The sequence below is a fragment of the Bartonella sp. AA23NXGY genome, assembly GCF_042197165.1.
Taxonomy (GTDB): domain Bacteria; phylum Pseudomonadota; class Alphaproteobacteria; order Rhizobiales; family Rhizobiaceae; genus Bartonella.
This window is the reverse complement of sequence record NZ_JBHIRO010000004.1, coordinates 97,860-120,904: the sequence shown is the minus strand read 5'-3', so window position 1 is coordinate 120,904 and position 23,045 is coordinate 97,860. Positions and strand designations below refer to the sequence as shown.

General features: G+C 40.3%; 19 protein-coding genes. 5 read left to right on the top strand and 14 right to left on the bottom strand.

From position 1 onward, the window contains the following. Positions 1-461 precede the first annotated feature (461 nt). From ACFINY_RS03660 to ACFINY_RS03645, 4 genes are all read right to left on the bottom strand, one after another. On the bottom strand, positions 462-677 hold the full coding sequence (locus ACFINY_RS03660) for a hypothetical protein (RefSeq protein WP_375641003.1): 216 nt from the start codon (positions 675-677) through the stop codon (positions 462-464). Beyond that, positions 658-789: a hypothetical protein gene (locus ACFINY_RS03655; RefSeq protein WP_375611677.1), complete on the bottom strand. Its 132-nt coding sequence runs from the start codon at positions 787-789 to the stop codon at positions 658-660. Before ACFINY_RS03655 ends, ACFINY_RS03660 begins: the two co-directional genes overlap by 20 nt. A 630-nt stretch (positions 790-1,419) precedes the next feature. After that, the gene (locus ACFINY_RS03650; protein WP_375700856.1) at positions 1,420-1,749 is read right to left on the bottom strand and encodes a hypothetical protein; all 330 of its coding nucleotides are present in this window, start codon (positions 1,747-1,749) and stop codon (positions 1,420-1,422) included. 363 nt (positions 1,750-2,112) lie between these two features. Continuing rightward, positions 2,113-2,241 carry a hypothetical protein gene (locus tag ACFINY_RS03645; protein ID WP_375700849.1) on the bottom strand — a complete coding sequence of 43 codons (129 nt, stop codon included), beginning with the start codon at positions 2,239-2,241 and terminating at the stop codon, positions 2,113-2,115. A 1,052-nt stretch (positions 2,242-3,293) separates the two neighbouring features. Between ACFINY_RS03645 and ACFINY_RS03640 the strand changes: the two genes are divergently transcribed. After that, on the top strand, positions 3,294-3,662 hold the full coding sequence (locus tag ACFINY_RS03640; protein WP_375700855.1) for a helix-turn-helix domain-containing protein: 369 nt from the start codon (positions 3,294-3,296) through the stop codon (positions 3,660-3,662). A gap of 1,926 nt (positions 3,663-5,588) precedes the next feature. On the opposite strand, the gene ACFINY_RS03635 is transcribed toward ACFINY_RS03640, so the two are convergent. Then, a complete protein-coding gene (locus tag ACFINY_RS03635) occupies positions 5,589-5,984 on the bottom strand; it encodes a hypothetical protein (protein WP_375638506.1) in 396 nt (131 codons plus the stop codon). A gap of 643 nt (positions 5,985-6,627) precedes the next feature. Beyond that, on the bottom strand, positions 6,628-7,863 hold the full coding sequence (locus tag ACFINY_RS03630; protein WP_375611697.1) for an MFS transporter: 1,236 nt from the start codon (positions 7,861-7,863) through the stop codon (positions 6,628-6,630). A gap of 1,653 nt (positions 7,864-9,516) precedes the next feature. Here ACFINY_RS03630 and ACFINY_RS03625 point away from each other — a divergent pair. After that, positions 9,517-9,888, top strand: a complete 372-nt coding sequence (locus ACFINY_RS03625) for a helix-turn-helix domain-containing protein (RefSeq protein ID WP_375651091.1) — start codon at positions 9,517-9,519, stop codon at positions 9,886-9,888. Between the two features lie 368 nt (positions 9,889-10,256). After that, positions 10,257-10,628, top strand: a complete 372-nt coding sequence (locus ACFINY_RS03620) for a helix-turn-helix domain-containing protein (protein ID WP_375651091.1) — start codon at positions 10,257-10,259, stop codon at positions 10,626-10,628. Between the two features lie 237 nt (positions 10,629-10,865). Here ACFINY_RS03620 and ACFINY_RS03615 read toward each other — a convergent pair whose 3' ends face one another. Further along, on the bottom strand, positions 10,866-12,005 hold the full coding sequence (locus ACFINY_RS03615) for a hypothetical protein (protein ID WP_375700848.1): 1,140 nt from the start codon (positions 12,003-12,005) through the stop codon (positions 10,866-10,868). 836 nt (positions 12,006-12,841) lie between these two features. Further along, positions 12,842-15,421, bottom strand: coding sequence for an ATP-dependent chaperone ClpB (clpB, locus tag ACFINY_RS03610; RefSeq protein WP_375682668.1), 2,580 nt, complete (start codon positions 15,419-15,421; stop codon positions 12,842-12,844). A 456-nt stretch (positions 15,422-15,877) separates the two neighbouring features. Here clpB and ACFINY_RS03605 point away from each other — a divergent pair, with 456 nt between their 5' ends. Beyond that, positions 15,878-16,909, top strand: a complete 1,032-nt coding sequence (locus tag ACFINY_RS03605) for a DUF3472 domain-containing protein (RefSeq protein WP_375700847.1) — start codon at positions 15,878-15,880, stop codon at positions 16,907-16,909. Positions 16,910-16,942: 33 nt separating this feature from the next. On the opposite strand, the gene ACFINY_RS03600 is transcribed toward ACFINY_RS03605, so the two are convergent. Continuing rightward, positions 16,943-17,131: a hypothetical protein gene (locus ACFINY_RS03600; protein WP_375700846.1), complete on the bottom strand. Its 189-nt coding sequence runs from the start codon at positions 17,129-17,131 to the stop codon at positions 16,943-16,945. A gap of 61 nt (positions 17,132-17,192) precedes the next feature. Further along, a complete protein-coding gene (locus tag ACFINY_RS03595; RefSeq protein ID WP_375638510.1) occupies positions 17,193-17,330 on the bottom strand; it encodes a hypothetical protein in 138 nt (45 codons plus the stop codon). Between the two features lie 967 nt (positions 17,331-18,297). Here ACFINY_RS03595 and ACFINY_RS03590 point away from each other — a divergent pair. Continuing rightward, on the top strand, positions 18,298-18,669 hold the full coding sequence (locus ACFINY_RS03590; protein ID WP_375611671.1) for a helix-turn-helix domain-containing protein: 372 nt from the start codon (positions 18,298-18,300) through the stop codon (positions 18,667-18,669). Positions 18,670-19,096: 427 nt separating this feature from the next. On the opposite strand, the gene ACFINY_RS03585 is transcribed toward ACFINY_RS03590, so the two are convergent. The 4 genes from ACFINY_RS03585 to infA all read right to left on the bottom strand — a co-directional run bounded on the left by ACFINY_RS03585 (position 19,097) and on the right by infA (position 22,397). Continuing rightward, on the bottom strand, positions 19,097-20,305 hold the full coding sequence (locus ACFINY_RS03585) for an MFS transporter (RefSeq protein ID WP_375651163.1): 1,209 nt from the start codon (positions 20,303-20,305) through the stop codon (positions 19,097-19,099). Positions 20,306-20,916: 611 nt separating this feature from the next. Continuing rightward, entirely contained in the window at positions 20,917-21,201 is a 285-nt protein-coding gene (yacG, locus tag ACFINY_RS03580; RefSeq protein WP_375611670.1) for a DNA gyrase inhibitor YacG, read from the bottom strand. A 21-nt stretch (positions 21,202-21,222) separates the two neighbouring features. Further along, a complete protein-coding gene (locus ACFINY_RS03575; protein ID WP_375611669.1) occupies positions 21,223-21,936 on the bottom strand; it encodes a Maf family nucleotide pyrophosphatase in 714 nt (237 codons plus the stop codon). 242 nt (positions 21,937-22,178) lie between these two features. After that, complete coding sequence (infA, locus tag ACFINY_RS03570; RefSeq protein ID WP_004857577.1) at positions 22,179-22,397, bottom strand: translation initiation factor IF-1; 219 nt, start codon at positions 22,395-22,397, stop codon at positions 22,179-22,181. Positions 22,398-23,045: the final 648 nt, after the last annotated feature.

Genomic DNA, 23,045 nt, shown 5'->3' with positions numbered 1-23,045 from the left:
AAGCCCCCAAGGCACAAAAGCCCCACCCCCTCAAACACCGCGCCTGTCATCCCCCAACCACAAGCAAGGTATCCCCCCAACCAAATCATAGCCTCAGCACATGGCTCTCAGGCATATCCAAAGCCCAACATCCTCCAATATCATGCCTCTCAAGCATCACCAATCCTCACACTTTATCCCCCAAGATACCCCCACCAAAACACATGCATCCCGCAAGCATAACACTTCTCTCAAGTTTCATGCCCCTCCCCCATCAAAACACTGTTCCATATCCACCACACAAATACCCTGCACCAAATTCCCTCCAGCACACGGGGGCCCTTACGGCATCATTCACCAAAGCCCCTTCCCAATATCACGAGCGCCCACAAACACGATAGCCTCCGCTTCAATCCCCTCAAGATAGGCAATCACCAAAGCAGCCCCCTTGCAAGACATCACCCCACATCACCCACCTCAGCCTAACATTTTTCAATATCACAAGCCTCAGTTATCGAGGTATCATGCTTCTCCGGTTCACTATTTTTTGCATTCACTGGTACAATCTCAATACGCGAAACTGTTTTTGATATCTCCACACCTTCAATAACGAGAAAAAACCAAATCTTCACCAGATGTCCAAAACAGCAAATATCATCAAGCACTCCCCAACATCTTTCAGGTATCGCGCCCCTCACGCATCGCCATAAAAGCATCTTGCCGGCCCCTCTTCAAACAGACCACCCCAGACGCCATGTACCCCCAAAAAACACCATATGCACCGAAGTCTCCTCCAGTCCACGTCCTCATGCATCCCCCCAACCAAAGCCCAACAACTTCACAGCTCACATGCCTAAAGCACTCAGCCCCTCACCGCAATTTCAATCATAAGCTTTCAGACAAACACCTAGTATTCCCGTTCAAAGACAATATCCCTTAAACATCATATGCCCAACCCAATATTTTCTCATAACTTCAAGCCTCAGTGACCAAAGGATCAAGCTTCTTCGGTTCGCTATTTTTGGGCTTCACTGATACAATCTCAATACGCGAAACTGTTTTAACATCTCCCCCATTTCAATAACGAGAAAAGACCAAACCTTCACCAGAAATCCAAAACAGCAAATATCATCAAGCACTCCCCAACATCTTTCAGGTATCGCGCCCCTCACACATCGCCATAAAAGCATCTTGCCCGCTTCACACAGACCACCCCAGACACCATATACCCCCAAAAACACCATATGCACCGAAGTCTCCTCCAGTCCACGTCCTCATGCATCCCCCACCAAAGCCCAACAACTTCACAGCTCACACGCCTAAAGCACACACCCCTCAACGCAATTTCAATCATAAGCTTTCAGACAAACACCTAGCATTCCCGTTCAAAGACAATATCCCTTAAACATCATATGCCCAACCCAATATTTTCTCATAACTTCAAGCCTCAGTGACCAAAGGATCAAGCTTCTTCGGTTCAGTATTTTTGGGCTTCACTGGTACAATCTCAATACGCGAAACTGTTTTAACATCTCCCCCTGCTTCTCCCGTAACCTGAAGAGGCAAGACTTTTGCCAGCAGCGAAAAAAAAGGAACAGGATTATTCAACGCATGATACTGAAGATAAGACACCAGCCCATCTTCACCATAGTGATATCCAGCCTGCTCCGCCGCTGTCAAAAGAGCTTCATTAAATCGCTTTGTTGTTTTATTTAAAGCCCCTTTTTTCCGCCCTCTTCGACGTAAGGGAAGACAATGTTCATCTACCATCATCATGTTCCTTCCAACTAAAGAGAAACCAAAACCTCAAACACAAAAAATGACATAAAAATCAGCAACAAAATTTGACAAGCATTCAACAATTAAAAAAAATGGGACACACCCAAAAAGATAAGAGCCCACATAAAGCCCAAATCCTCCGCATAATTTTACAGATTCACATTTTTACGCTTTTACATCATTACAGAACGCAGCCAAACGAAACGCTCAAATCACTACCCCGCACCGTTCTGTAAACACGGGTCTGCAACAAGCTGATGTCTCGTCTATCAGATTCCCCTGCTGATTATTTCATATGGCTATCCCACACTTCAAAGAATGGTGTTTCATCAAACACGCCAGATAAACTCTGATCTACAATTCGACTTCAGAAAGCAAATTTTCCTCTGCTAAATAAAGCTTCCACCCCGCACCGGTTTGTAAACTATAATCCAGCCTCTTACTCAACAAATCCCTCTTATTGACTTCAGATCTCCGTTCCATTCACAAATGCGCGCGCTCTAGTCCTCTGACCACATTCCATGCCATAACAAAAGCATAAATTCTCCACATCATTTTACGAATTCACGTTTTTACGCTTTTCCATCTTTACAGAAATCAGCCAAACGAAACTTCCAAACTAACCCACCACTCGATAAACAAGAGTCTGTAAACAATTCAACTTTTATCACGTATATTGCACTTGGAAAACACCCCTCACCACGCCTCAAAGGATACTGTTTCACCAGAAACGGACATAACCCCTACCCTCCAATATCCAGACACTCTCACAAAAAGCACCGTATAAATTGATATGCTTGAAGGTCCCTCGACGGCATATCCTTGCCTCTAATGCCCCCATCTCAGCCTACCTCAAATGACAATATTTTACAGCATAAGGCATAAGAAGATAACGAGACAATTTTTAAGATACAAAAAATGCTCTCATTTTCCAAATCTTTTAATTGTTCTTGCCAATCTTCTGAAACTACTTTACTGATAGGCTTGTGTTTTTGATCGTCCACGTAGCGATCAATAGGGTGTTGAAGCCCGAAAACTCAAACGTTAAATTACCCCACTTTGTGGGTGTCCCGGAGTTCTGGGAGTTTTTGCTATGTCCAAGTGCCATGAGCACTAAAAGCAAAAAGCTGATCCGAGTGTCAGTATTTTCAACCTCCCGGAATACTCATGCGAGGGCGCTCGCAACCGGAGGGGAGCTTGAAGTGCAAACTAAAAATCCAGATTTCGCACTTTTTTAAAAAGTACCCAATCTTATAGTCTTTGAAATTATTTTAATTTTTCTTGCCAATCTCCTGAAACTACTTTATTGATAGTTCTGTGTTTTTGATCGTCCACGCAACGGTCAAATAGGGATTTGAAAGCCCGAACGCTCAGTACATAAATTTATCCCGCTTTGCGGGTATCCCGGAATTCCGGGAGCTTTTGCTATGTCCAAGTGCTTGTCAGCACTAAAAGCAAAAGGCTGGCTGAGCTCAGTGCTTTCAAACTCCCGGAATACTCATGCGAGGGCGCTCGCAACCGGAGGGGAGCTTGAAGTGCAAACTAAAAATTCACATTTTAATGACATTTCAATAGGTAAAAGAATCCGTCACAGACGCATTTCAATGGGACTTTCTCAAAAGGAATTAGGAAGCTATTTAGGTGTCAGTTTTCAACAAATCCAGAAATATGAAAAAGGTTTAAATCGTGTAAGCGCGGGGTGTTTGCTCGAAATTGCTAAAAAACTAGCAGTTCCTATGAACTTTTTTTATGCGGACCTTTTAACAGCAGATATTCCCACAAAAGAACATGCCTTACACCACGATCAAGACACATACAGCGAAAAAGAACACGCACTTTTGAAAAACTTTAGAGAGCTCGAAGCGAAAAAACAAAAAGCAATTTTGTGGTTAATTTCAGATTAGACAGTGGTTAATTTCTGATTAGGCAAAAGCGCATCAATCGACATCCTTTGCCAATATTCCCCTCTGCCTAAAGCCTTGCCGCCTGATATCACCACATCTCAAAAAAACGGTTTACGGCACCGGTTTACGACATCATAGGATAACAAACTTCAAAATAGGATAAAAACACCAAAACCTTGGAAAAACATCCCCACCCCTCCCACAGAATTTTATCAAGAGATCTCTTCTGATTTAAACGCACAATTCCGATTGTATCATTATGATACCTTTTTACATTTACCTTGTCAAGTTTTTATATTTTTCTTTTGATATTTTTGTATTTTTCTTTAAGGGAGCCACATCCCTCAAAACACCTTTCCTGCAAAATGCCCCTTATACAAAACACAATGTCTAAAACAACAAGAGCTAAAATAGGATTTCCCCTCTAAATAGGCTTTCATTGTATTGCTCATTCACCCACTTATTAAAAAAACACCTCTCAATGCTTCTCACACCCATTTCACGGATATCCCCCATACAAATATAGACGCAAATATAATTGTTAAATTTCGCATAGAATATAAAAGCCAACCACAGTTTTTATCTCTTCACATCTCTTTACACATCAGCTCTGCAATCTGTTCACAGCTATTCCAAAACTCTTCTCTCTAGCCAACACACGAACAGCACTCTTCATTTCCCTCCATTCACACACTCTTCACCTCCCCAATCCTTCTCACCCCTCGACACCATGACAATATATTGATTTATAAGAAATAATTTAGCATTATTGATACTGATTAAGAGTTCCAAACATCGTAAGATTCTCTCATTTCAAATCCCTCCCATGTTGAATCAATCAAAATCACTCGCTTGCACGTCAAAAGCAGGGGAGAGCCCGTATGGATAAAAAACGATTAAGAAAGGAATAAAATGGCTCTTATGAACCGTCTCAAGTGCCAAGGGCTGTATGCCAAGGGCTGTAGCCAACACCCACGAGCTAGCACAAATATAATGATAGTGTGCCGGCTTGCTCTTTTATGAAGCGTAAAGATAGGGGTGCTCAATGGATTTATCATTATACCATAACAAAAAAATGCACAATACACAAAGCACAAATCCTCCGCATCATTTTACAGATCACCGTTTTTACGCTTTTACATCATTACAGAACGTAAGCCAAATAAAATTTCCACATCACCACTCCGCACCGCTCTGCAAACACTGGTCTGCAACAATCTGATTTCTCGTCTATCAAATTCCCCTGCTGATTATTTCATATGGTTATCACGACACCTCAAAGAATACCGTGTCATCAGACAAGACTGATTAAGCCCTGCCCTCAAATATTCTCCACACACTCTTCTCCAGAAAACGCACTTAACACCCCTCTTCATCCCAACTTTCCCCGCTCCATTCACAAATACATCCCCCAATCCTCGCACCACATTCCATGCCATAATAAAAGCTCTCACAAAGCACAAATCCCTCACTTCATTTTACAGATTCACATTTTTACGCTTTTACATCTTCACAGAACGCAGCCAAAGGAAACTCCCAAACCACCACGCGACAATTTGATAAAAACAAAACACCTTTCCAACAATCTCAAACAACAGATTTCTGTAAAGAGTTCATATGAATTTGATTGTTTAGATCTGACTATTAGATTGGCATATAGAGCCGTAGAACAGAAAGTAATTTTCTATAAGACAGAAACGATAAAAGCGCTATATAACTGAGATAGAACATGAAGAATTGCAAACAGATAAAACGACATCTTTCTTCGTTACAACACTGAAATTGTAAACGAGACGACGAATAATTGTCATCTGAATATGCAATTTTCATATCTGCAAATTTTTATTGATTAATTTAATCCCAACACTTCCCCTGAAACACATTTCTTCATTATCTACTTTTTTGAGACAAACCGGCAAAGGGGTTTCATCGATTATAAGTGCGGATATAATAACGCGTTACTCCAACCTCATCATAAGAAACCATAGACATGATACCTGTCTTTATTGGCGTTATTTGATAAGTCAAGATTACACCATTTTGCTGTTTGTTTGGTTGATCTGTATAGATCACGTTATATCCATTCCGTCGCAAGAGATCAATAAATACAGGAGTAAAGTTGTCTTCTGTTTTATTTTTTTTCACAATAAGTGTTGTTGTAGCGGGCGGTAAAGGTTTTTTAAGATTACGAACAAAATCGTTAGCAATTAATTTTATATCATCTTGCGTAATATTTGGACTAACATAACTTGATGAATAATTATTGATAGATGCACAACCAGCCACCAATACAAGCGGTAACGGAAATAAATATTTTGACATCTTAACTCCCCTATTAATTGCATTCTCTTCTGAGAAGCTCCTACACCAGAAATAAGAGCCTCCTTTCAAAGAATAGCCTTAACAACATACTGCTTTACTATCAAGCATTAGTTAATCACTTTCTCGCTTGTTTAAAAAACGACCACCATCTCTCATAGTACTCAAAGCTTATGTTTAAGACACAAAATATATATGTTAAAAGTACGAAAAAACACATGTAAAGCATATAGTATATGTATACTTACTTTCATGGTGTGTTGCATTACATAAACCAACGCATAGCACCCTTCATTTCCCCTCCATTCACGAAGACACTTCCCCCAATCCTTCTCACCCCTCCATATCATGACAAAAAACACGCACAATATATGACCCCATAAATCCTCCGCTTCACTTTTACAGATTCACATTTTTACGCTTCTCCACATTTACAGAACAAAGCCAAGGAAAGCTTCATCCACCCCGTACCACTCTATAAACAACGGTCTGTAAAGAATTCAAATGCTTGCCTAGCAAATTTCCACCACTGACCACTCATTCGTTTCAGATCACCCCCTTCAAAGAGCGGTGTTTTTACCTCATGAATAAGATAATGAGCGAACCGTCTTTAGAAAAAAGAAACGGCATGGAGATATCAAATATATCAATGGTCGTCATCGACTGTCGTGTTAAGAGGTGTTAACTCTTTATTTTTCTTAATTTTTACAACGCCAATAATTCCGGTGGAAATAATTAATGCGGACATAGCTAAAAAAGAGCTTAACAATCCCACGAGTGCCAAAAGTCCAGCAATAAAGCCAGACATTGCTTCCGCAGAGTTTGCTAAAGTTGAAAAGGTTCCAAAACTCTTACCAAAATCTTCACGACGAGAATATAATTGAATAGCTGAGACTAAACCAATATCCACAAAGGCACCAATAAATCCTAAAACAAATGCTAACACGAGAAGGAATTTTAAATAAATTTCTGCAGCTAAGGGCATAACAAACAGAATAACCCCATAAAGAAGCCAAAATATCATGAGCTTCAACGAAGTAATATTTAATATAATTTTACTATATAACAAACCACCAACAATAGTTCCAACAGCCATGAGAGAAAAAATATAACTCACAAAGCTTTCCTCTCCCCCTATAGAGAGAACAAAAGCTGGAATTAAAAATCTTAAAATTGCACCCGTAAAGAGAATAGCAAACGACGAGCCAACGAGCGTAATAAATAAATTATTATGTTCTGTAGAAATATATTTAAGATATGAAGCTGTTTCTCGATAAATTTTTATAAAATTGAATGATTTATTCTCGCTTGAATTTAAATTCATGAGATTAAATAACATGATAATAGATATAAAATAGGTAAAAAAATCAAAAATGAGTACTGCCGATTTATTTGCTAAAAAAAGCAGTATGGAACAAACCAAAGGGCCAATGACGGCTGCCGTTTCCATGATAATTTGAGCAATGCTATTGGCCTTTGTAAGATCTTTTATTGAAAACATTCTGGGAATAGCAGCTTGAAAACTTGGTTGGAAAATACTTCTTCCTATCGTTGTACATATTGCTGCAAAAATAAGAACAATGATATGTGCCGTACCTGTTATATAAGTTATAAAAACAAACAATGAAGCTAATAATCTCACAACTTCACTTAAGATCATATTTTTCTTCAAAGAAAAATTATCCGCTAACCAACCTCCTATAGGGCCAAAAAAGAGAAAAGGGATAAATCGAAAAAAATACACAAGACCTGTAAAAAAGGTGTTATCTGTTAATTCTAAGACCAGTAAAATAAAAACAACTTCATAAGCATAATCACCAACTTTGGAAATAAAGAGAGAGCAAAAAAGAGCTAATGGACTCTTTTTTAAAAACAAATTCATATCAACCATCCGATATTAAACTTTTCTACACTTAAAGTTACACTTCCTTCGATACAATTGGTGATATGAACTTCAGAAGAGTCTTTTATTCTAATAAATCGCTTAATAAGTTAAGTGAAAATTTTTAAAGAAATACTCCTCTTGATATAAGCATTTACTCTAATATCAAGTAATATCTTTAAAAAAGAAAGAATGTAAAAATTATGAGATCACAATCTGCTATATTAGTACATTGACCTCCGCCCCACGTTTCAAAGAATGAAAATTCCCAACCAGCACTAATCTACAATCCCACGTCAAAAAGCAGCTTTCCCCACAAAATAAAGCTTACACCCACCCACGCCTCAAACGACAACACTTCATCAGGTTCAATAAATCAAGCCCTATCTCCTCGCCATCCTTCACGCATCTCTTTGCAACACCCGCCTTACCCACACTCTCCTCTTATCCATGCGCACTCTCTTCATCCTCCATTCCCCCTTTTTCTCTCCCGTCACACACTTAACAACTGAACACCCCTCTTCCTCCCAGCTTCCCCCTCCATTCACGAAAACACTTCCCCCCAATCCTCGCTACCACATTCCACGCCCCCAAAAGCCCAAAGTGACCAAAAACACGCACAATATATAATCCACAAATCCCCCACTTCACTTTTACGGATATACGTTTTTACATCTTTACAGAACGAAACCAACGAAAGGTTCACCACCCCGCACCGCTCTATAAACAATAGTCTATAAACGAACCCAGCTTTTTGCCTAGTACCCTTACAATTTTCAGACACCCCCCCCCTCAAACGACAACACTTCATCAGGCTCGACAAATCAAGCCCTATCTCCAAAACCGCCATCCTTCACGCATCTCTTTGCACCACCGCCTTACCCACACTCTCCCCCTATCCATGCGCACTCTCTTCATCCTCCATTCCCCCTTTTTCTCTCCCGTCACACACTTAACAACTGAACACCCCTCTTCCTCCCAGCTTCCCCCTCCATTCACGAAAACACTTCCCCCCAATCCTCGCTACCACATTCCACGCCCCCAAAAGCCCAAAGTGACCAAAAACACGCACAATATATAATCCACAAATCCCCCCACTTCACTTTTACAGATTCACATTTTTACGCTTTTACATCTTTACAGAACAAAGCCAACGAAAAGTTCACCACCCCGCACAGCTCTATAAACAATAGTCTATAAACGAATCCAGCTTTTTGCCTAGTACCCTTACAGTCTTCAGACCCGCCCCTCAAAAGAAAATGTTTCATCAGACCAGACAAGATAAGCCCAGCCAAAAATATTCACCACACACTCTAAAAAACACCTAAATGTGGAAATTGATATACTTGATATCATCCCCCCTCCAAATAACGCCGTTTTATAGCATATTGATTTCTCTTGCCAATTTTCTGAAACTACTTTATTACTTAAAGGGTGAGTTTGGTCGTATACGCGACGATCAATAGGGAACTGAAAGCCCGAAACCTCGATACATAAGAATGAACCCACTTTTGTGGGTGTCCCGGGATTCCGGGAGATTTTGCTATGTCCAGGTGCGATGAGCACTAAAAGCAAAATGCTGATTCGAGGTCAGTGCTTTCAGGCTCCCGGAATACTAATGCGAGGGCGCTCGCAACCGGAGGGGGGCTTGAAGTGCCAACTAGAAATCCACATTTTATCGACATTTTGATAGGCAAAAGAATCCGTCATAGACGCATTTCAATAGGGCTTTCCCAAAAAGAATTAGGAAGCCATTTAGGCGTAAGTTTCCAACAAATCCAAAAATACGAAAAAGGCTTCAATCGTGTAAGCGCAAAATGTTTACTGGAAATCGCTCAAAAACTAGAAGTTCCTATGAACTTTTTTTATGCAGACATTGCCACAAAAGAAGATCTTTCAACAAAAGAAACCCTCTTACACCACAATCAAGAAACCTATAGCGAAAAAGAACACACCCTTTTAAAAAACTTTAGAGAACTCGAAGCGAAAAAACAAAAAGCAATCTTGTGGCTAATCTCTGATTAAGCAACAGCACAACGATCAACATTATTCCATTCATATCCCCCTTAAGTCAAATTCAAACCAGCTCCCCTTCAAAGAGCAATGTTTTAGGGCATAATAGAATAGAAAATTCTTGATTTTTCTTGCCAATTTTCTGAAATTACTTTATCACTTAAAGTGTAATTTTGATCGTCTACGCACCGATCAAGAGGGATTAAAGGTCCTAAATCCGAGCGTAAAAATGAACCCGCTTTGCGGGTGTCCCGGGATTCCGGGAGATTTTGCTATGTCCAGGTGCTTTGGCACTAAAAGCAAAAAGCTGACTCGGATTCAGTACCTTTAACTCCCGGAATACCAATGCGAGGGCGCTCGCAACCGGAGGGGGGCTTGAAGTGCCAACTAGAAATCCACATTTTATCGACATTTTGATAGGCAAAAGAATCCGTCATAGACGCATTTCAATAGGGCTTTCCCAAAAAGAATTAGGAAGCCATTTAGGCGTAAGTTTCCAACAAATCCAAAAATACGAAAAAGGCTTCAATCGTGTAAGCGCAAAATGTTTACTGGAAATCGCTCAAAAACTAGAAGTTCCTATGAACTTTTTTTATGCAGACATTGCCACAAAAGAAGATCTTTCAACAAAAGAAACCCTCTTACACCACAATCAAGAAACCTATAGCGAAAAAGAACACACCCTTTTAAAAAACTTTAGAGAACTCGAAGCGAAAAAACAAAAAGCAATCTTGTGGCTAATCTCTGATTAAGCAACAGCGCACTAATCAACATTATTCCATTCATATCCCCCTTAAGTCAAATTCAGATCAGCTTCCCCTCAAACAACAGCACTTCATCAGGCTCAAAAAATCAAGCCCTGCCCTCAAATATTCTAGCACACCACACCCCTTCAAAGAGCGGTGTTTTATGGCAGATAGGATAATCAGCTGCATTTTTGTTGTCACTTATAATTTTCCAATGACTTTTGAATGCCTCTATTAATCTTTTTATAGCACTTTTACTCTTTTTAAAGCTTCTTTCTCTGCTTCTTCTTTTAACTTCATGTCATTGGCGCTTTCGTACCTTTTTATTGTTTTTTCAATCTGATCATCAGTCCCTGCTTTAAAGACAATCATTGTTTCAAACGGACGAAATAATGACGATTGCGAAATATGAAAAAAGATATTCGTGCGCAAATTGCTTGGATCACACTCGCTATACCCTTTTCTTTTTAAGTCATCGATAGATATCGCTTTTTTTGACATAGCAAGACCAATAACATCGCTATTTTTCTCACCAAAATCTTTCACTGTTAAAAGGTTATTTTTAGCGTCACAAACCGTCGATATATTCATGACTTCGTTAAGAACTTGATCATTTATGTCAAATTGAGCATTGCTGACAAAAATGAATACAAGATCACGCAAAGAACAAGCTTTTTGAAAATAACAAGCATTGTACAAACGTGAGCGAATCCCAAGACATCCGACTGCTCGTCGAATGATTTTTATAGCGAGCTCATATGATTTTTCATCTAAACGATGATCACGAATGTCTGGAATGTAGATTTCTTGTGTTTCTTGTAACGGTGCAACTTCACTGTTTAATGCACGATCAATAAGCTTTTCTAACCAATTGTAACTCTCAACATTATCCTGCTCTCGGACAGACGATCTAATCTCTTCTAAAAGATTGTCCAGCCCACACTCTTCTCTAAAAGCACGCTCTCTTCGATCACACGTCATCGTAAATGTATGGGTATTTTCTCGTTTGTCCGGTATAGATGATGCGTCAATTTTTGGATCATTCACTTTAAATGGATCAACGCTTTCTCCACTTTTAACAGATATCGAATGCTCACCTCTAATAGTATCAAAAACTCTCGCCCCTTGCTCCTCCCTAAAAGAAATGCCTTGTTCAAGAAACATCTTTAATGGATTGGAATCATCCGGTGTTAACGATATACGCTGTATTAAAGAGTCCAAAATTTCCTGTTGAAGCTTATCATCACTTATTAACGAATCTTTCCTATCCTCGTAGAAATCCTTTAAGCCTTCTGGAATACGCCGATTGTAACTCTTAACTTCCTTTGCAAACCAGCTGTTAATTAATTCCTTGTTTGTGGCTAAGTTTGTAGCTAATTTCATGAGATTATACCCCCCATTTAAATTTCAAATGACCCTTTTTATCAATAAACTCCAATACAGTTCTTATTAAAGTTCTTGAAAAAAGTTCATTATCTGTTTATTTTACTTAATATTTACCATATTATAGTTTATTGGTAAATAAGTAAAGTAAACTAAATTAAGATATAGATGATATTTTTAATATACACCTCCACTTAAACTTGTCTTTGTAACACGAATAGCGAAAATTTTAACCAAAACAGGTTAGGGAGCTTTTTTTAAGTCTTTATCTTGATTAAAAAACTGCAAAGGAGCAAACTTGATTGTGCAGATAATCATGCTCCCTCATCTACGAGCCACCGACAAGAGTGCAATCAATCAAACAGTTAAAAAAACTTTTAGCAAAATTTTAAAGCAGAAAAACGCACATTACCGAAAAAATGAGAGAGCAGTGCATTTTACGCATCCTCCACCTTTTTCTTAAACAGCAAAACTCCAATCCATCATCAAAATATCTTCGTCTAAAATCCCCCACACCCCCTCAAAGAGCAATGTTTTACGGCGGATAAACGGCATTTCTCTCTAACGTTTTTACGCACAAAGCAATAAAGCAATCCCGCTTGTGACTTCACTTATAAAATTGCAAGAAAATAGTTTTCACGACAAACAGAAGTAAAAGAATCCTACGATATTCGAAAACGCTGATTTAACATGCAAAAACACCAGCCACTCCCTTTGCTTTGCAATAAAATACCGCTGTCTCATCGTGAATTTTTCTAAATCAGCACGCCTCAAAGAGCGGTGTTTATCACATAATAGGATTATCACCGCCCTTTATACCATGAATTTTTCCACACTTAATCTTCAGGCAAAAATTCCAACCGATCTCCTTGTTTTGTAATTTTCACCGTTGTCTCATCGTGAATTTTTCCAAATAAGATATTTTCCGCCAGTGGGTCTTGAATTTCTTTTTGGATAATCCGTTTAAGCGGACGCGCACCATAAAGGGGATCATAGCCCTTATCGGCAAGAAATTTTCTCACCTCTGGCTCGATTTGCAAAGTTATTTTGCGTTCATTGAGCAAATTTTGCAAATGTTCTATCTGAATATCGACGATCGCTTCCATATCGTGACGTTGCAGCCTTTGAAAGAGAATAATCTCATCAATACGGTTTAAAAATTCAGGACGGAAAGCCGCTTTAACGACATTCATAACATCATTTTTTGCCTGATCGGTTGTTTGCCCTTCAGGCAAAGCAGTTAAAAACTCAGCACCAAGATTAGAAGTCATAATCAGCAAGGTATTGCGAAAATCGACGGTACGTCCTTGACTATCAGTCAAGCGTCCCTCATCCAACACTTGCAACAAGAGATTAAAAATATCAGGGTGTGCTTTTTCAATTTCGTCAAACAGAATGACCTGGTAAGGTCTTCTACGTACAGCTTCGGTCAGCACCCCCCCCTCTTCATATCCAACATATCCAGGAGGTGCCCCAATCAGCCGCGCCCCGGCATGCTTTTCCATATATTCCGACATATCGATGCGCAACATGGCATTTGGGTCTTGAAAGAGAAAAGCGGCAAGAGCTTTGGTTAATTCGGTTTTCCCCACACCAGTAGGACCCAAAAACATGAAAGACCCCAGCGGACGATTGGGATCTTGCAGCCCTGCACGCGCGCGGCGTACAGCACGAGAAACAGCTTGAACAGCCTCTCCCTGCCCAATCACCCGTTTGCTAATTTCATCTTCCATCCGCAACAGCGCCTCACGTTCTGCCTCCAGCATTCGATCAACAGGAATACCGGTCCAGCGTGAAACAATCCGCGCCACATGTTCAGCAGTAACCGTCTCTTCAACGAGATGATTTTGTTGGTCATCATTTTCCGCGATACTCAATTGTTTTTCGAGTTCAGGAATGACACTATAAGCAAGCTCTCCAGCGCGTTGGAATTGTCCATCACGTTGTGCAATAGCCAAAGCATTACGAGCTTCTTCGAGTTGTTTTTTCAAATCAGCAGCATGCCCTAATTTTTGTTTCTCAGCCTGCCAAGCACTTGTCATCTCAGCGGACTGTTGTTCCAATGTTTTGAGTTCCTCCTGCACATTTTTCAACCGTTCTTTTGCTGTTGGCTCGACATCTGTTTTCAAAGCTTCCCGTTCGATCTTCAACTGTAAAATACGCCGATCAACAGCATCGAGTTCTTCCGGCTTTGAATCGACCTGCATGCGCAAACGCGCCGCCGCTTCATCGATAAGGTCAATAGCTTTATCCGGCAAGAAACGATCTGTAATATAGCGGTTAGACAAACGCGCCGCCGCAATCAAAGCACTATCTGCCAAGCGCACTTTGTGATGTTGTTCATATTTTTCCTTAATACCGCGCAAGATAGAAATAGTATCTTCCAAAGAGGGTTCAGGTACAAAGACAGGCTGGAAGCGGCGTGCCAAAGCAGCATCTTTTTCGACATATTTTCGATATTCATCGAGCGTAGTAGCGCCCACACAATGGAGTTCTCCGCGTGCAAGAGCAGGTTTTAACAAGTTAGAAGCATCCATAGGACCATCAGATTTTCCAGCGCCAACAAGATTGTGCAATTCATCAATAAACAAAATGATCTGTCCATTTTCAGCTTGCACCTCTGCCAGCACCGCTTTAAGGCGCTCTTCGAATTCCCCACGATATTTTGCACCAGCGATAAGCGCTCCCATATCCAACGCATGAAGCTGTTTATCCCGCAAAGTTTCAGGTACATCGCCATTAACAATGCGCAATGCCAACCCTTCCACAATAGCTGTTTTCCCCACCCCAGGCTCACCAATCAACACGGGATTATTTTTGGTACGCCGTGAAAGCACCTGAATAGTGCGGCGGATTTCCTCTTCCCGCCCAATCACAGGGTCGAGTTTTCCTTCACGTGCATCTTTTGTGAGATCCCGGGCATATTTTTGCAAGGCATCATATTGTCCTTCAGCATGGGGGCTTGTTGCTGTTTTTCCTTTCCGCAGCGCATTAATTGCCCGATTAAGCGCTTGCGGGGTCAATCCTCCACTTGTTAAAATATCGGCTGTTTTTGCGGTCTTTTCCATGATCAGCGCTTGCAACATGCGCTCCACGGTCACAAACTGATCACCGGCTTTTTTCGCAATATCCTCAGCCAGCGCGAAAACTTTTGCCAATGGCTGCGAAAGATAGAGCTGTCCATTTCCCCCCTGCACTTTAGGCAAAGCATCAAGTGCTTCTTTTAGCGCCTTTTGAATAAGAGTAAGATCACCACCAGCGTTTTGGATAAGCGATGCAGCCAATCCTTGAGAATCGTCTAACAACACTTTCAGGAAATGCTCCGGCATAAACTGCTGATGATCAGAAGCAAGAGCGCTATTTTGTGCTGATTGTAAAAAACCCTGCACGCGTTCGCTATATTTTTCCAAGTTCATTTTTTTTCCTTAAATCTCAAGCCATCACCACACTTTAACCTCTCCAATATTCCACAAAAGAAACATCCAGAAAGGATTTTCCAGCCTCTAAAAAACACCGCGAAAAAAGCAGCAAGAAGAAGAACCATAGTGCTAAAAAGAATATGGGTTTCTACAAGCCTCATAGCAAGAGGGAGAAAAAAAATACGCTATCATTTAAATAAAAACCGCAACTTTTCTTATACCCCCATCATCACTCCCCCTTTTAAACCATCACCCCTAAATTCCACCATTAAAACTTAAATTTGAACAGCAGAAAAGGAGCATGCAAAAACACTTTAAACAAAGTAGTCTTTACAGCATATAGTTTAGAGTAAACATTAAAGTATTTTCTCTAATTTTACTTAACAAAACATTGAATATGTGCTTTAATACTTATAAAGTTACACTATTTTTATTAAGATAGAGGATTTGAGTATGTACCATACTGTAAAAAAGGTTATTTTGATACTTTTATTCCTTCTAATAAGTAAACCAAGCTATGCCGTTTTTGCCGGCAAAGTTATTACAATAGAGCATGAATGGCCTGAAAATGCATTATTTGATCTATTTGTGTTCACCCAGCAAGTAAATTACGATGGTGGGCCTAACTCCATCTATTTCTGGGGAAATAAATTTGAATTCCAAAACGGAAAAAGTGGACAAATTGGTTTTTTCAACAGGAGCAGCCGTACCATTCATTTTTCTATCTGGAATGCAACGGGATGGAAGGGTGATAAATGTAAGCATTTTACTCAGGAAGGTTCAGGAGTACGATGTGAAATTAACTTTCCATGGGAGATGGGACGCAGATATCGATTATATGTTGAAAAAAATGAGAATCTAGTTACAGCGAAAGTAGTCGATTTTACAACGGGTAAAAAAGTGAATATTGGGACCATAGAAGTACCAAATACATTTGGCAAACTCCGTAAATCTTCAAGTTTTGTTGAAGACCATTCTCGTTGGAAGAGACATCTTTCCTCCTGTTATGATTTAAGTCCGCAAAGTTCGATTTTTTTTGATCCTAATGGCTTAAAACAAAACAAGCTACACGAAGGGAGTCTGAAAGTTTCTAATCAAGGAAAGTGTCGAGATTCTGACCTCATCCAAACATCATGTACGTTCACTTTTTGTATGACAAGTATAAGCGACTTTGGAGGTTTAGCCTCGCCTACAGCTAAACCAGAAGTCCCCATTTCCAATGGGAAAGATCTGTCTGCAGAAACAATTTCTAACATCTTGAAACAAAAAGAGCTTGTCGTTATTCGTTCAAAAGATCGTTCTTGGGCACCCAATATCTCTTTTCCATCTCCTGCTTCATTTAAGTGGAAATCAATCTTTATAGATCATCTAGCGGCTTCTAGTTCTACGCTTCACACCACTCACAGCACACAAAAGATAACCACGGGTCAAAAGATTATGTATATGTCTGATGGAAAAACTTGGAAGATTATGAAAAGAAACTAACTTTTTTCTTCTTGATAAGCCCCTCACTCCCCTTTAAAAATAAATGGGGGTGAGGAAGTTTTTTTTCATTTCCCCACCACGGCTCCCTTTCCCAGTTATTTTTTCGAGCTCTGCTCTCATCCCGTCGTCCCCTTTAACTTCCCTCATCATCATACTTTCCAGCGCATTTTCTCCATTCTCACCCCCTTTCAAAACCACAACACCCTTTAATAAAATCCTCACCTCCCTCTTCTATCACCCTCACACCATCCCTTCACGCATCCCTCTGAACTACCCCCGCCTCTTATCCACACCCTCCCCCTTGTCCATAGGCACTCTCCCATTCCACGCACTCCTTTTTCTCTCCCATCAAACATTTACGACTTACAGCACTCTTCATTCCAGCTTCCCTCCTCGATTCACAAGCTCGTTCTCTCCCCATTTATCTCACCCCATCCATGCAAAAGCCCAACGTGACCCCAAAACACGCACAATGCATAAATCCATAAATCCTCCTCTTCACTTTTACAGATTCACATTTTTACGCTTTTACACATTCACAGAAAACAGCCAACGAAAGATTCACCACCCCACACCGCTCGATAAACACTGGTCCGTAAACAATCCAGCTTCTTATCTAGGGAAGGACTACTGATCACTTCATATAATTATCACCACCCCTCAAAAGACGCGCTTTATCAGACAAGACAAATAAGCCCTTCCTCCAAATATTCTCCACATACTCTTCTCCAGAAAATGCATTTAACACCCCTTTTCATCCCAGCTTTCCCCTCTCCACTCACAAATGCGTCCCCTAGTTTTCTCACCACATTCCACGCCAAATAAAAGCATACACACAGTACAAATCCTCCGCATCATTTTACGGATATACGTTTTAACGCTTTTACGTTATTACAGAAGTCAGCCAAATAAAATTTCCACATCACCACCCCGCACCGCTCTGTAAACACTGTTCTGAAAACGAACCCAGCTTTTTGCCTAGTCCCCTTACAGTCTTCAGACTACCCTCCTCAAACGACAGCACTTCATCAGGCTCAACAAATCAAGCCCTACCCTGAATATTCAAGCTCTTCACTCCTCCTTCAAATAGCGCCGTTTTACGGTATAACAGAATAGAAAATTTTTCATTTTTCTTGCCAACCTTCTGAAACTGCCTTATGAATAAATATCGTAAGTTTGATCGTCTACGCAGCGATCAACAGGGAACTAAAAGCCCTAAACCCTAACGTACAATTGAGCCCACTTTTGCGAATATCCTTAGAATTCCGGGAGTTTTTGTTATGTCCAGGTGCGTTTCCGCACTAAAAGCAAAAAGCTGAGTCAAGTCAGTGTTTTCAGACTCCCGGAATACCAATGCGAGGGCGCTCGCAACCGGAGGGGGGCTTGAAGTGCCAACTAAAAATCCACATTTTATCGACATTCTGATAGGCAAAAGAATCCGTCACAGACGCATTTCAATAGGGCTTTCCCAAAAAGAATTAGGAAGCCATTTAGGTGTCAGTTTCCAACAAATCCAAAAATACGAAAAAGGCTTAAATCGTGTAAGTGCCAAATGTTTACTGGAAATCGCTCAAAAACTGGAAGTTCCTATAAGCTTTTTTTATGCAGACATTGCCACAAAAGAAGATCTCTCAACAAAAGAAAATACCCCACACCGTGATCAAGAAACATACAGCGAAAAAGAACACACTCTTTTGAAAAATTTTAGAGACCTCCAACCAAAAAAACAAAAAGCAATCTTGTGGTTGATTTCTGATTAAGCAAAAGCACAACAATTACCATACCCCCTGCCTAAAGTTTCCCATACCTGATATCACCATACCTCCAAGAATGATATTTTACGGCATATAAGATAATTCACACTATAGCTCCTCGTTTTCTGTTTCCATTATTGCTTCAAGTCAAGATGATTAAGGATTGGCAGCTGAGTTTTTAAGTTTGACTATTTGTAGCAAAGCGGAGTTAAACAAAAATGACATTGTCGCTCAAAACCATGCCCCCTATTGCGTTTACGAGACAGTGGAACCGTATCAAGAAGGCAAAGCCCCGAAAAAAACATATGAGCGTTTAAGTAAAAATCAAAGATTAAACCTATAACGTCAAAAAAGCTGCTCTATGTTGGATTATCTCCACGTCCTCTAAATCTCAGAAAAATGATTTAAAACATTTGTTTTATTGATGAGCCAATCATTGAGATCGAACAATTAACAAAGAACGGTTCAGCAATATCCTGATAGCCAATAAACAGAATAATCCACTCAATCCAGAAAGAAGGAACAATTTTCCAGCCGAAGTGTGACCTAAAACAAACGCTCCAACAAACGGCGCCACCAACATAGCTAAATTTTGTATAGACTGCACCCATCCGGAAGCCAATCCAATCTGTTCATTGAAATTGCTTACCAGATAAACATTAGAAGATATGGAAAAGTAAGCGCTAACCATTCCAATAAGGAAAAAACAGAGCAACAAAGTCTCAATACGGAGTAAATCAAAGTAAAAAAAGCACACTGAGATCATGACAAAACCAATCATTGTTGACATTGCCGGCATTAACAACTCTGATATTTTGCCTGTAAGGGGTTTATGCTTTGATTGTTTCACACGCCAAAATCCATAGAGAAAATTACCGATTGCCGAAGCCGATACCAGCATCCCAAGAGCCTGTTTATTCATTTTCATTGCACTAAGAATAACCGGCAACTGATTATTCACCATAAAGATCATGGCAAAATACACAAACATCACCGCCACATAGGCATACCAAGTTGTCCCATAAAGCCTCTGCTTTGATTTTATGGTATTCGCTGTTTTTATCATGAGTGACGAGACAGGTTGTGCACCAAGACAACAAAACACCATAAAGCCTAGCAATGTCAAAAATCCAGAAAACAATAAAGTATAGGTATCTGATAAAAGTACAGACAGAGCACTCCCCAAAGCAGGTCCTATCATCTTTGCCGCGCTATTGATCATGTTAAGCACAGAATAGTAACGAGTCCGTCCGTTTTCAGGCACCGAATTTGCACTGAGAACGGAAATTGCAGGCATGGCGAGACTGTTGAATGTCGCTCGAATAACTGCCAGTATAATAAATCCTTGCAAACTCGTCGCCATCAATAAACCGACAGTACAGAGTGCCCGTAACAGCAGTGACGCCCGCAACCAATGGATCATAGAACGGTGACTTACCAACATTCCAATTGGCTTAGACAGAACGATACCAGGTAATAATGTTGCCGCTCCAATAAAAGCGACGTCATATTGATCAGCTTTCCACGTGAACACAGATACGGTCAAAATCACGATATAATCAATCCAACCGCCAAATGACACCACGCCATTACCCAGCAAAAGCACCAACAAGCGATTTTTTACTGCCCCGTCTCTTTGCACCAAAACACGCACCCCTTCTTTTTCGTTAGCAATACTGATTGAACTATCAATTTTTCCTCACACCCTAAAGGCACCAACAACTTTCACGCAACAAAGCACTAACAAGCGATTTTTTACTGCCCCATCTCTTTGCACCAAAACACGCACCCCTTCTTTTTCGTTAGCAATACTGATTAGATGATCAATTTTTCCTCACACCCTAAAGGCACCAACAACTTTCACGCAACAAAGCACTAACAAGCGATTTTTTACTGCCCCGTCTCTTTGCACCAAAACACGCGCCCCTCTTTTTTCGTTAGCAATACTGATTAGATGACCAATTTTTCTCTCACACCCTAAAGGCACCAACAACTTTCACGCAACAAAGCTCCATCGACCTTCATGCAACAAAGCAATTTATAATTATCCATGGTAAACAAAACCTCTGGAGATAAGTCTTAGATATGTATTAAAACTTCCATCGTTGATTGAACTTAATCTGCGTCTTTGCGAATGACGATAATAAGCAAGCCGTTAATCCAGCTCTTAAATACATTTACGATAATCCCGCGCGCCTCCCCTTCAGTTTCCACACAAAAAAACGCTTTAGCGTTCTTTCTCAAGAGAACTCTTTATTCTTCTTCATCACTTACTTGTGGTGGGGGTGGTAAAATATAAGAGCCTGAAAGCCAACGATTAAGATCAATAGCTCGGCACCGTGTGGAACAAAAAGGATAAGAAGATTTTTGTGACATCTGACCACAAATAGGACAAGGATGCGGAGGACGGGTCTCTTTTTGCAAATTTAGCTCTTTTTGTTCTTGGCACACCTTTGTCATTGGCTTCTTCATTAACTTTTCTTCTGTTGCTTTTTTTTCATTTTTGCTTTTCTCTTTTTGTTGCTTTTCACCTTGCATTGATCTTACCTTAGAGTTTTTCTAATGCGTTTGTTCAGCCCAGTGAGTGAAAAGTGGATAGTGATAAGCGGTCAAGAGATCGGCTGTTTCAGCCAAAGGCAATCCCACAACATTAGAATAAGAACCCGTGATATGGACAACAAAAGCCCCTGCTTTTCCTTGGATAGCGTAGCCACCTGCTTTCCCTTGCCATTCTCCTGAAGCAAGGTAAGCCTTCATCATGGCAGAGGTTAAGCGTCTAAAGCGAACACGACTTTCAACCAATTTTACGGTTATTTTTCCACGTTCATTGAGCGCACAAATGGCACCATAGACCTTATGCGAACGCCCAGAAAGGTATCGTAAACATTCATAAGCCTCATCCTCGCTTTCTGGTTTGGGGAAAATGGTCCGCCCAACAGCCACCACCGTATCAGCCGCCAAGATAATCATTTTCTGTCCAGGTAATTTTTCTTGACCATTCTGCAACTCGTCTTGACCATTCTGACTGTACCAGCGCAAAATTTTTTGGGCTTTCAGTGCTTTTTCTTTTGCCAAACGTTTGGCAAGGTTTGCAGGATGTTCTTTTAATTTTGGCGTTTCATCAATATCGCTTGCATAAACCTGCTGGGGATCAATCCCTATTTGTGCCAAGAGCGCTAAACGCCTTGGCGAAGCGGAGGCAAGCACCAAATGAATTTCTTCTGTAAGAGTATCTGCCAAACGTTTTTCCCCCCACTCTCTTATATTTCTCATTTCCACCCCTTCACAATTGACTTCCCTCTCACCCCCTTAAGCACCCCCTTTTAAGCGCCCCTTTAGCCTCCCTTTTAAGCGCTATTGATCTCCTTATCCTTTTTCCGCATCGATTTTACAGTTTTTCAAGGCTCTTCAAACACTCCCCTTTTTTCACTCATGAAAAGCAAACTAAAAAACTGTTAAAAAATAATAGAAATAATATGATAGCTTTTAGAAAAAAGTGCAAGCCACCCACGAGGCTACTTATAGCGATATGTAATACGCCCTTTTGTCAAATCATAAGGTGTCATTTCCACCATGATTTTATCACCGGCCAACACCCGTATACGATTTTTCCGCATTCTACCAGCGGTATGAGCAATAATTTCATGATCATTTTCCAGTTTCACACGAAACATCGCGTTAGGTAAGAGTTCAGTAACGATACCAGAAAATTCTAAAACTTCTTCTTTTGACATAAACAAACATTTCCTTTACAGTGCACATATTTTGTTAAGCTGCGCGTTATTTCCAGCGTTCATATCCTATTTTCTTAAGTTTGTGAATAAAAATTCCACAAAAAGGGAAAGGTTTTTCAAGTTTACTCTCTCATGTTCTCAAAAAACGTCATCCCACACCTTAAGAATCAAAACTTTTTTTCCACCAATTTTACCCGCTAATTTCCTTCAATTTTTATGATGATTTTGGTTTCAGTGTGACAAGAAATTACGCTAATTTTTTCCCCTAAAGCATTTTCCCAACACCTCTGACTAATCCCTCCACAACTTACTCACAATCATCCTCTCTCCAACTTTTCCTCACCTTCCACACCTTAAACATGCGCCCTTCAGATAAACACCACTCTCCCCCCACGCCAGAAGCCCTTCCTTTTCTCAAAAACCTTCTCCATTCTTCACACACCATTCACAACATGCTTCACTGCCCCACACTTCATACTCTACGCATTTCCCATACAGCCTTCCCCATTTTCTCTCTCTTCACACGCTTCCTCTAAGCCACTCTTTCCATTTATGTTGTTCTTCCTACCTTCGAAAACACGATCCCTATACATTGCGTATCATTAACCACAACGCCTCTAACGACATAAAGCCTTTTCCTTTTTTACA

Bases quoted from the DNA above. Each gene is read 5' to 3' on its own strand.
- ACFINY_RS03575 (WP_375611669.1), bottom strand. From the start codon at position 21,936: ATGAGAAATATAAGAGAGTGGGGGGAAAAACGTTTGGCAGATACTCTT.
- ACFINY_RS03635 (WP_375638506.1), bottom strand. From the start codon at position 5,984: ATGTCAAAATATTTATTTCCGTTACCGCTTGTATTGGTGGCTGGTTGT.
- ACFINY_RS03605 (WP_375700847.1), top strand. From the start codon at position 15,878: ATGTACCATACTGTAAAAAAGGTTATTTTGATACTTTTATTCCTTCTA.
- yacG (WP_375611670.1), bottom strand. From the start codon at position 21,201: ATGCAAGGTGAAAAGCAACAAAAAGAGAAAAGCAAAAATGAAAAAAAA.
- clpB (WP_375682668.1), bottom strand. From the start codon at position 15,421: ATGAACTTGGAAAAATATAGCGAACGCGTGCAGGGTTTTTTACAATCA.
- ACFINY_RS03655 (WP_375611677.1), bottom strand. From the start codon at position 789: ATGAGGACGTGGACTGGAGGAGACTTCGGTGCATATGGTGTTTTTTGG.
- ACFINY_RS03650 (WP_375700856.1), bottom strand. From the start codon at position 1,749: ATGGTAGATGAACATTGTCTTCCCTTACGTCGAAGAGGGCGGAAAAAA.
- infA (WP_004857577.1), bottom strand. From the start codon at position 22,397: ATGTCAAAAGAAGAAGTTTTAGAATTTTCTGGTATCGTTACTGAACTC.
- ACFINY_RS03615 (WP_375700848.1), bottom strand. From the start codon at position 12,005: ATGAAATTAGCTACAAACTTAGCCACAAACAAGGAATTAATTAACAGC.
- ACFINY_RS03630 (WP_375611697.1), bottom strand. From the start codon at position 7,863: ATGAATTTGTTTTTAAAAAAGAGTCCATTAGCTCTTTTTTGCTCTCTC.
- ACFINY_RS03595 (WP_375638510.1), bottom strand. From the start codon at position 17,330: ATGGGGAGAGAACGAGCTTGTGAATCGAGGAGGGAAGCTGGAATGAAG.
- ACFINY_RS03645 (WP_375700849.1), bottom strand. From the start codon at position 2,241: ATGGAACGGAGATCTGAAGTCAATAAGAGGGATTTGTTGAGTAAGAGG.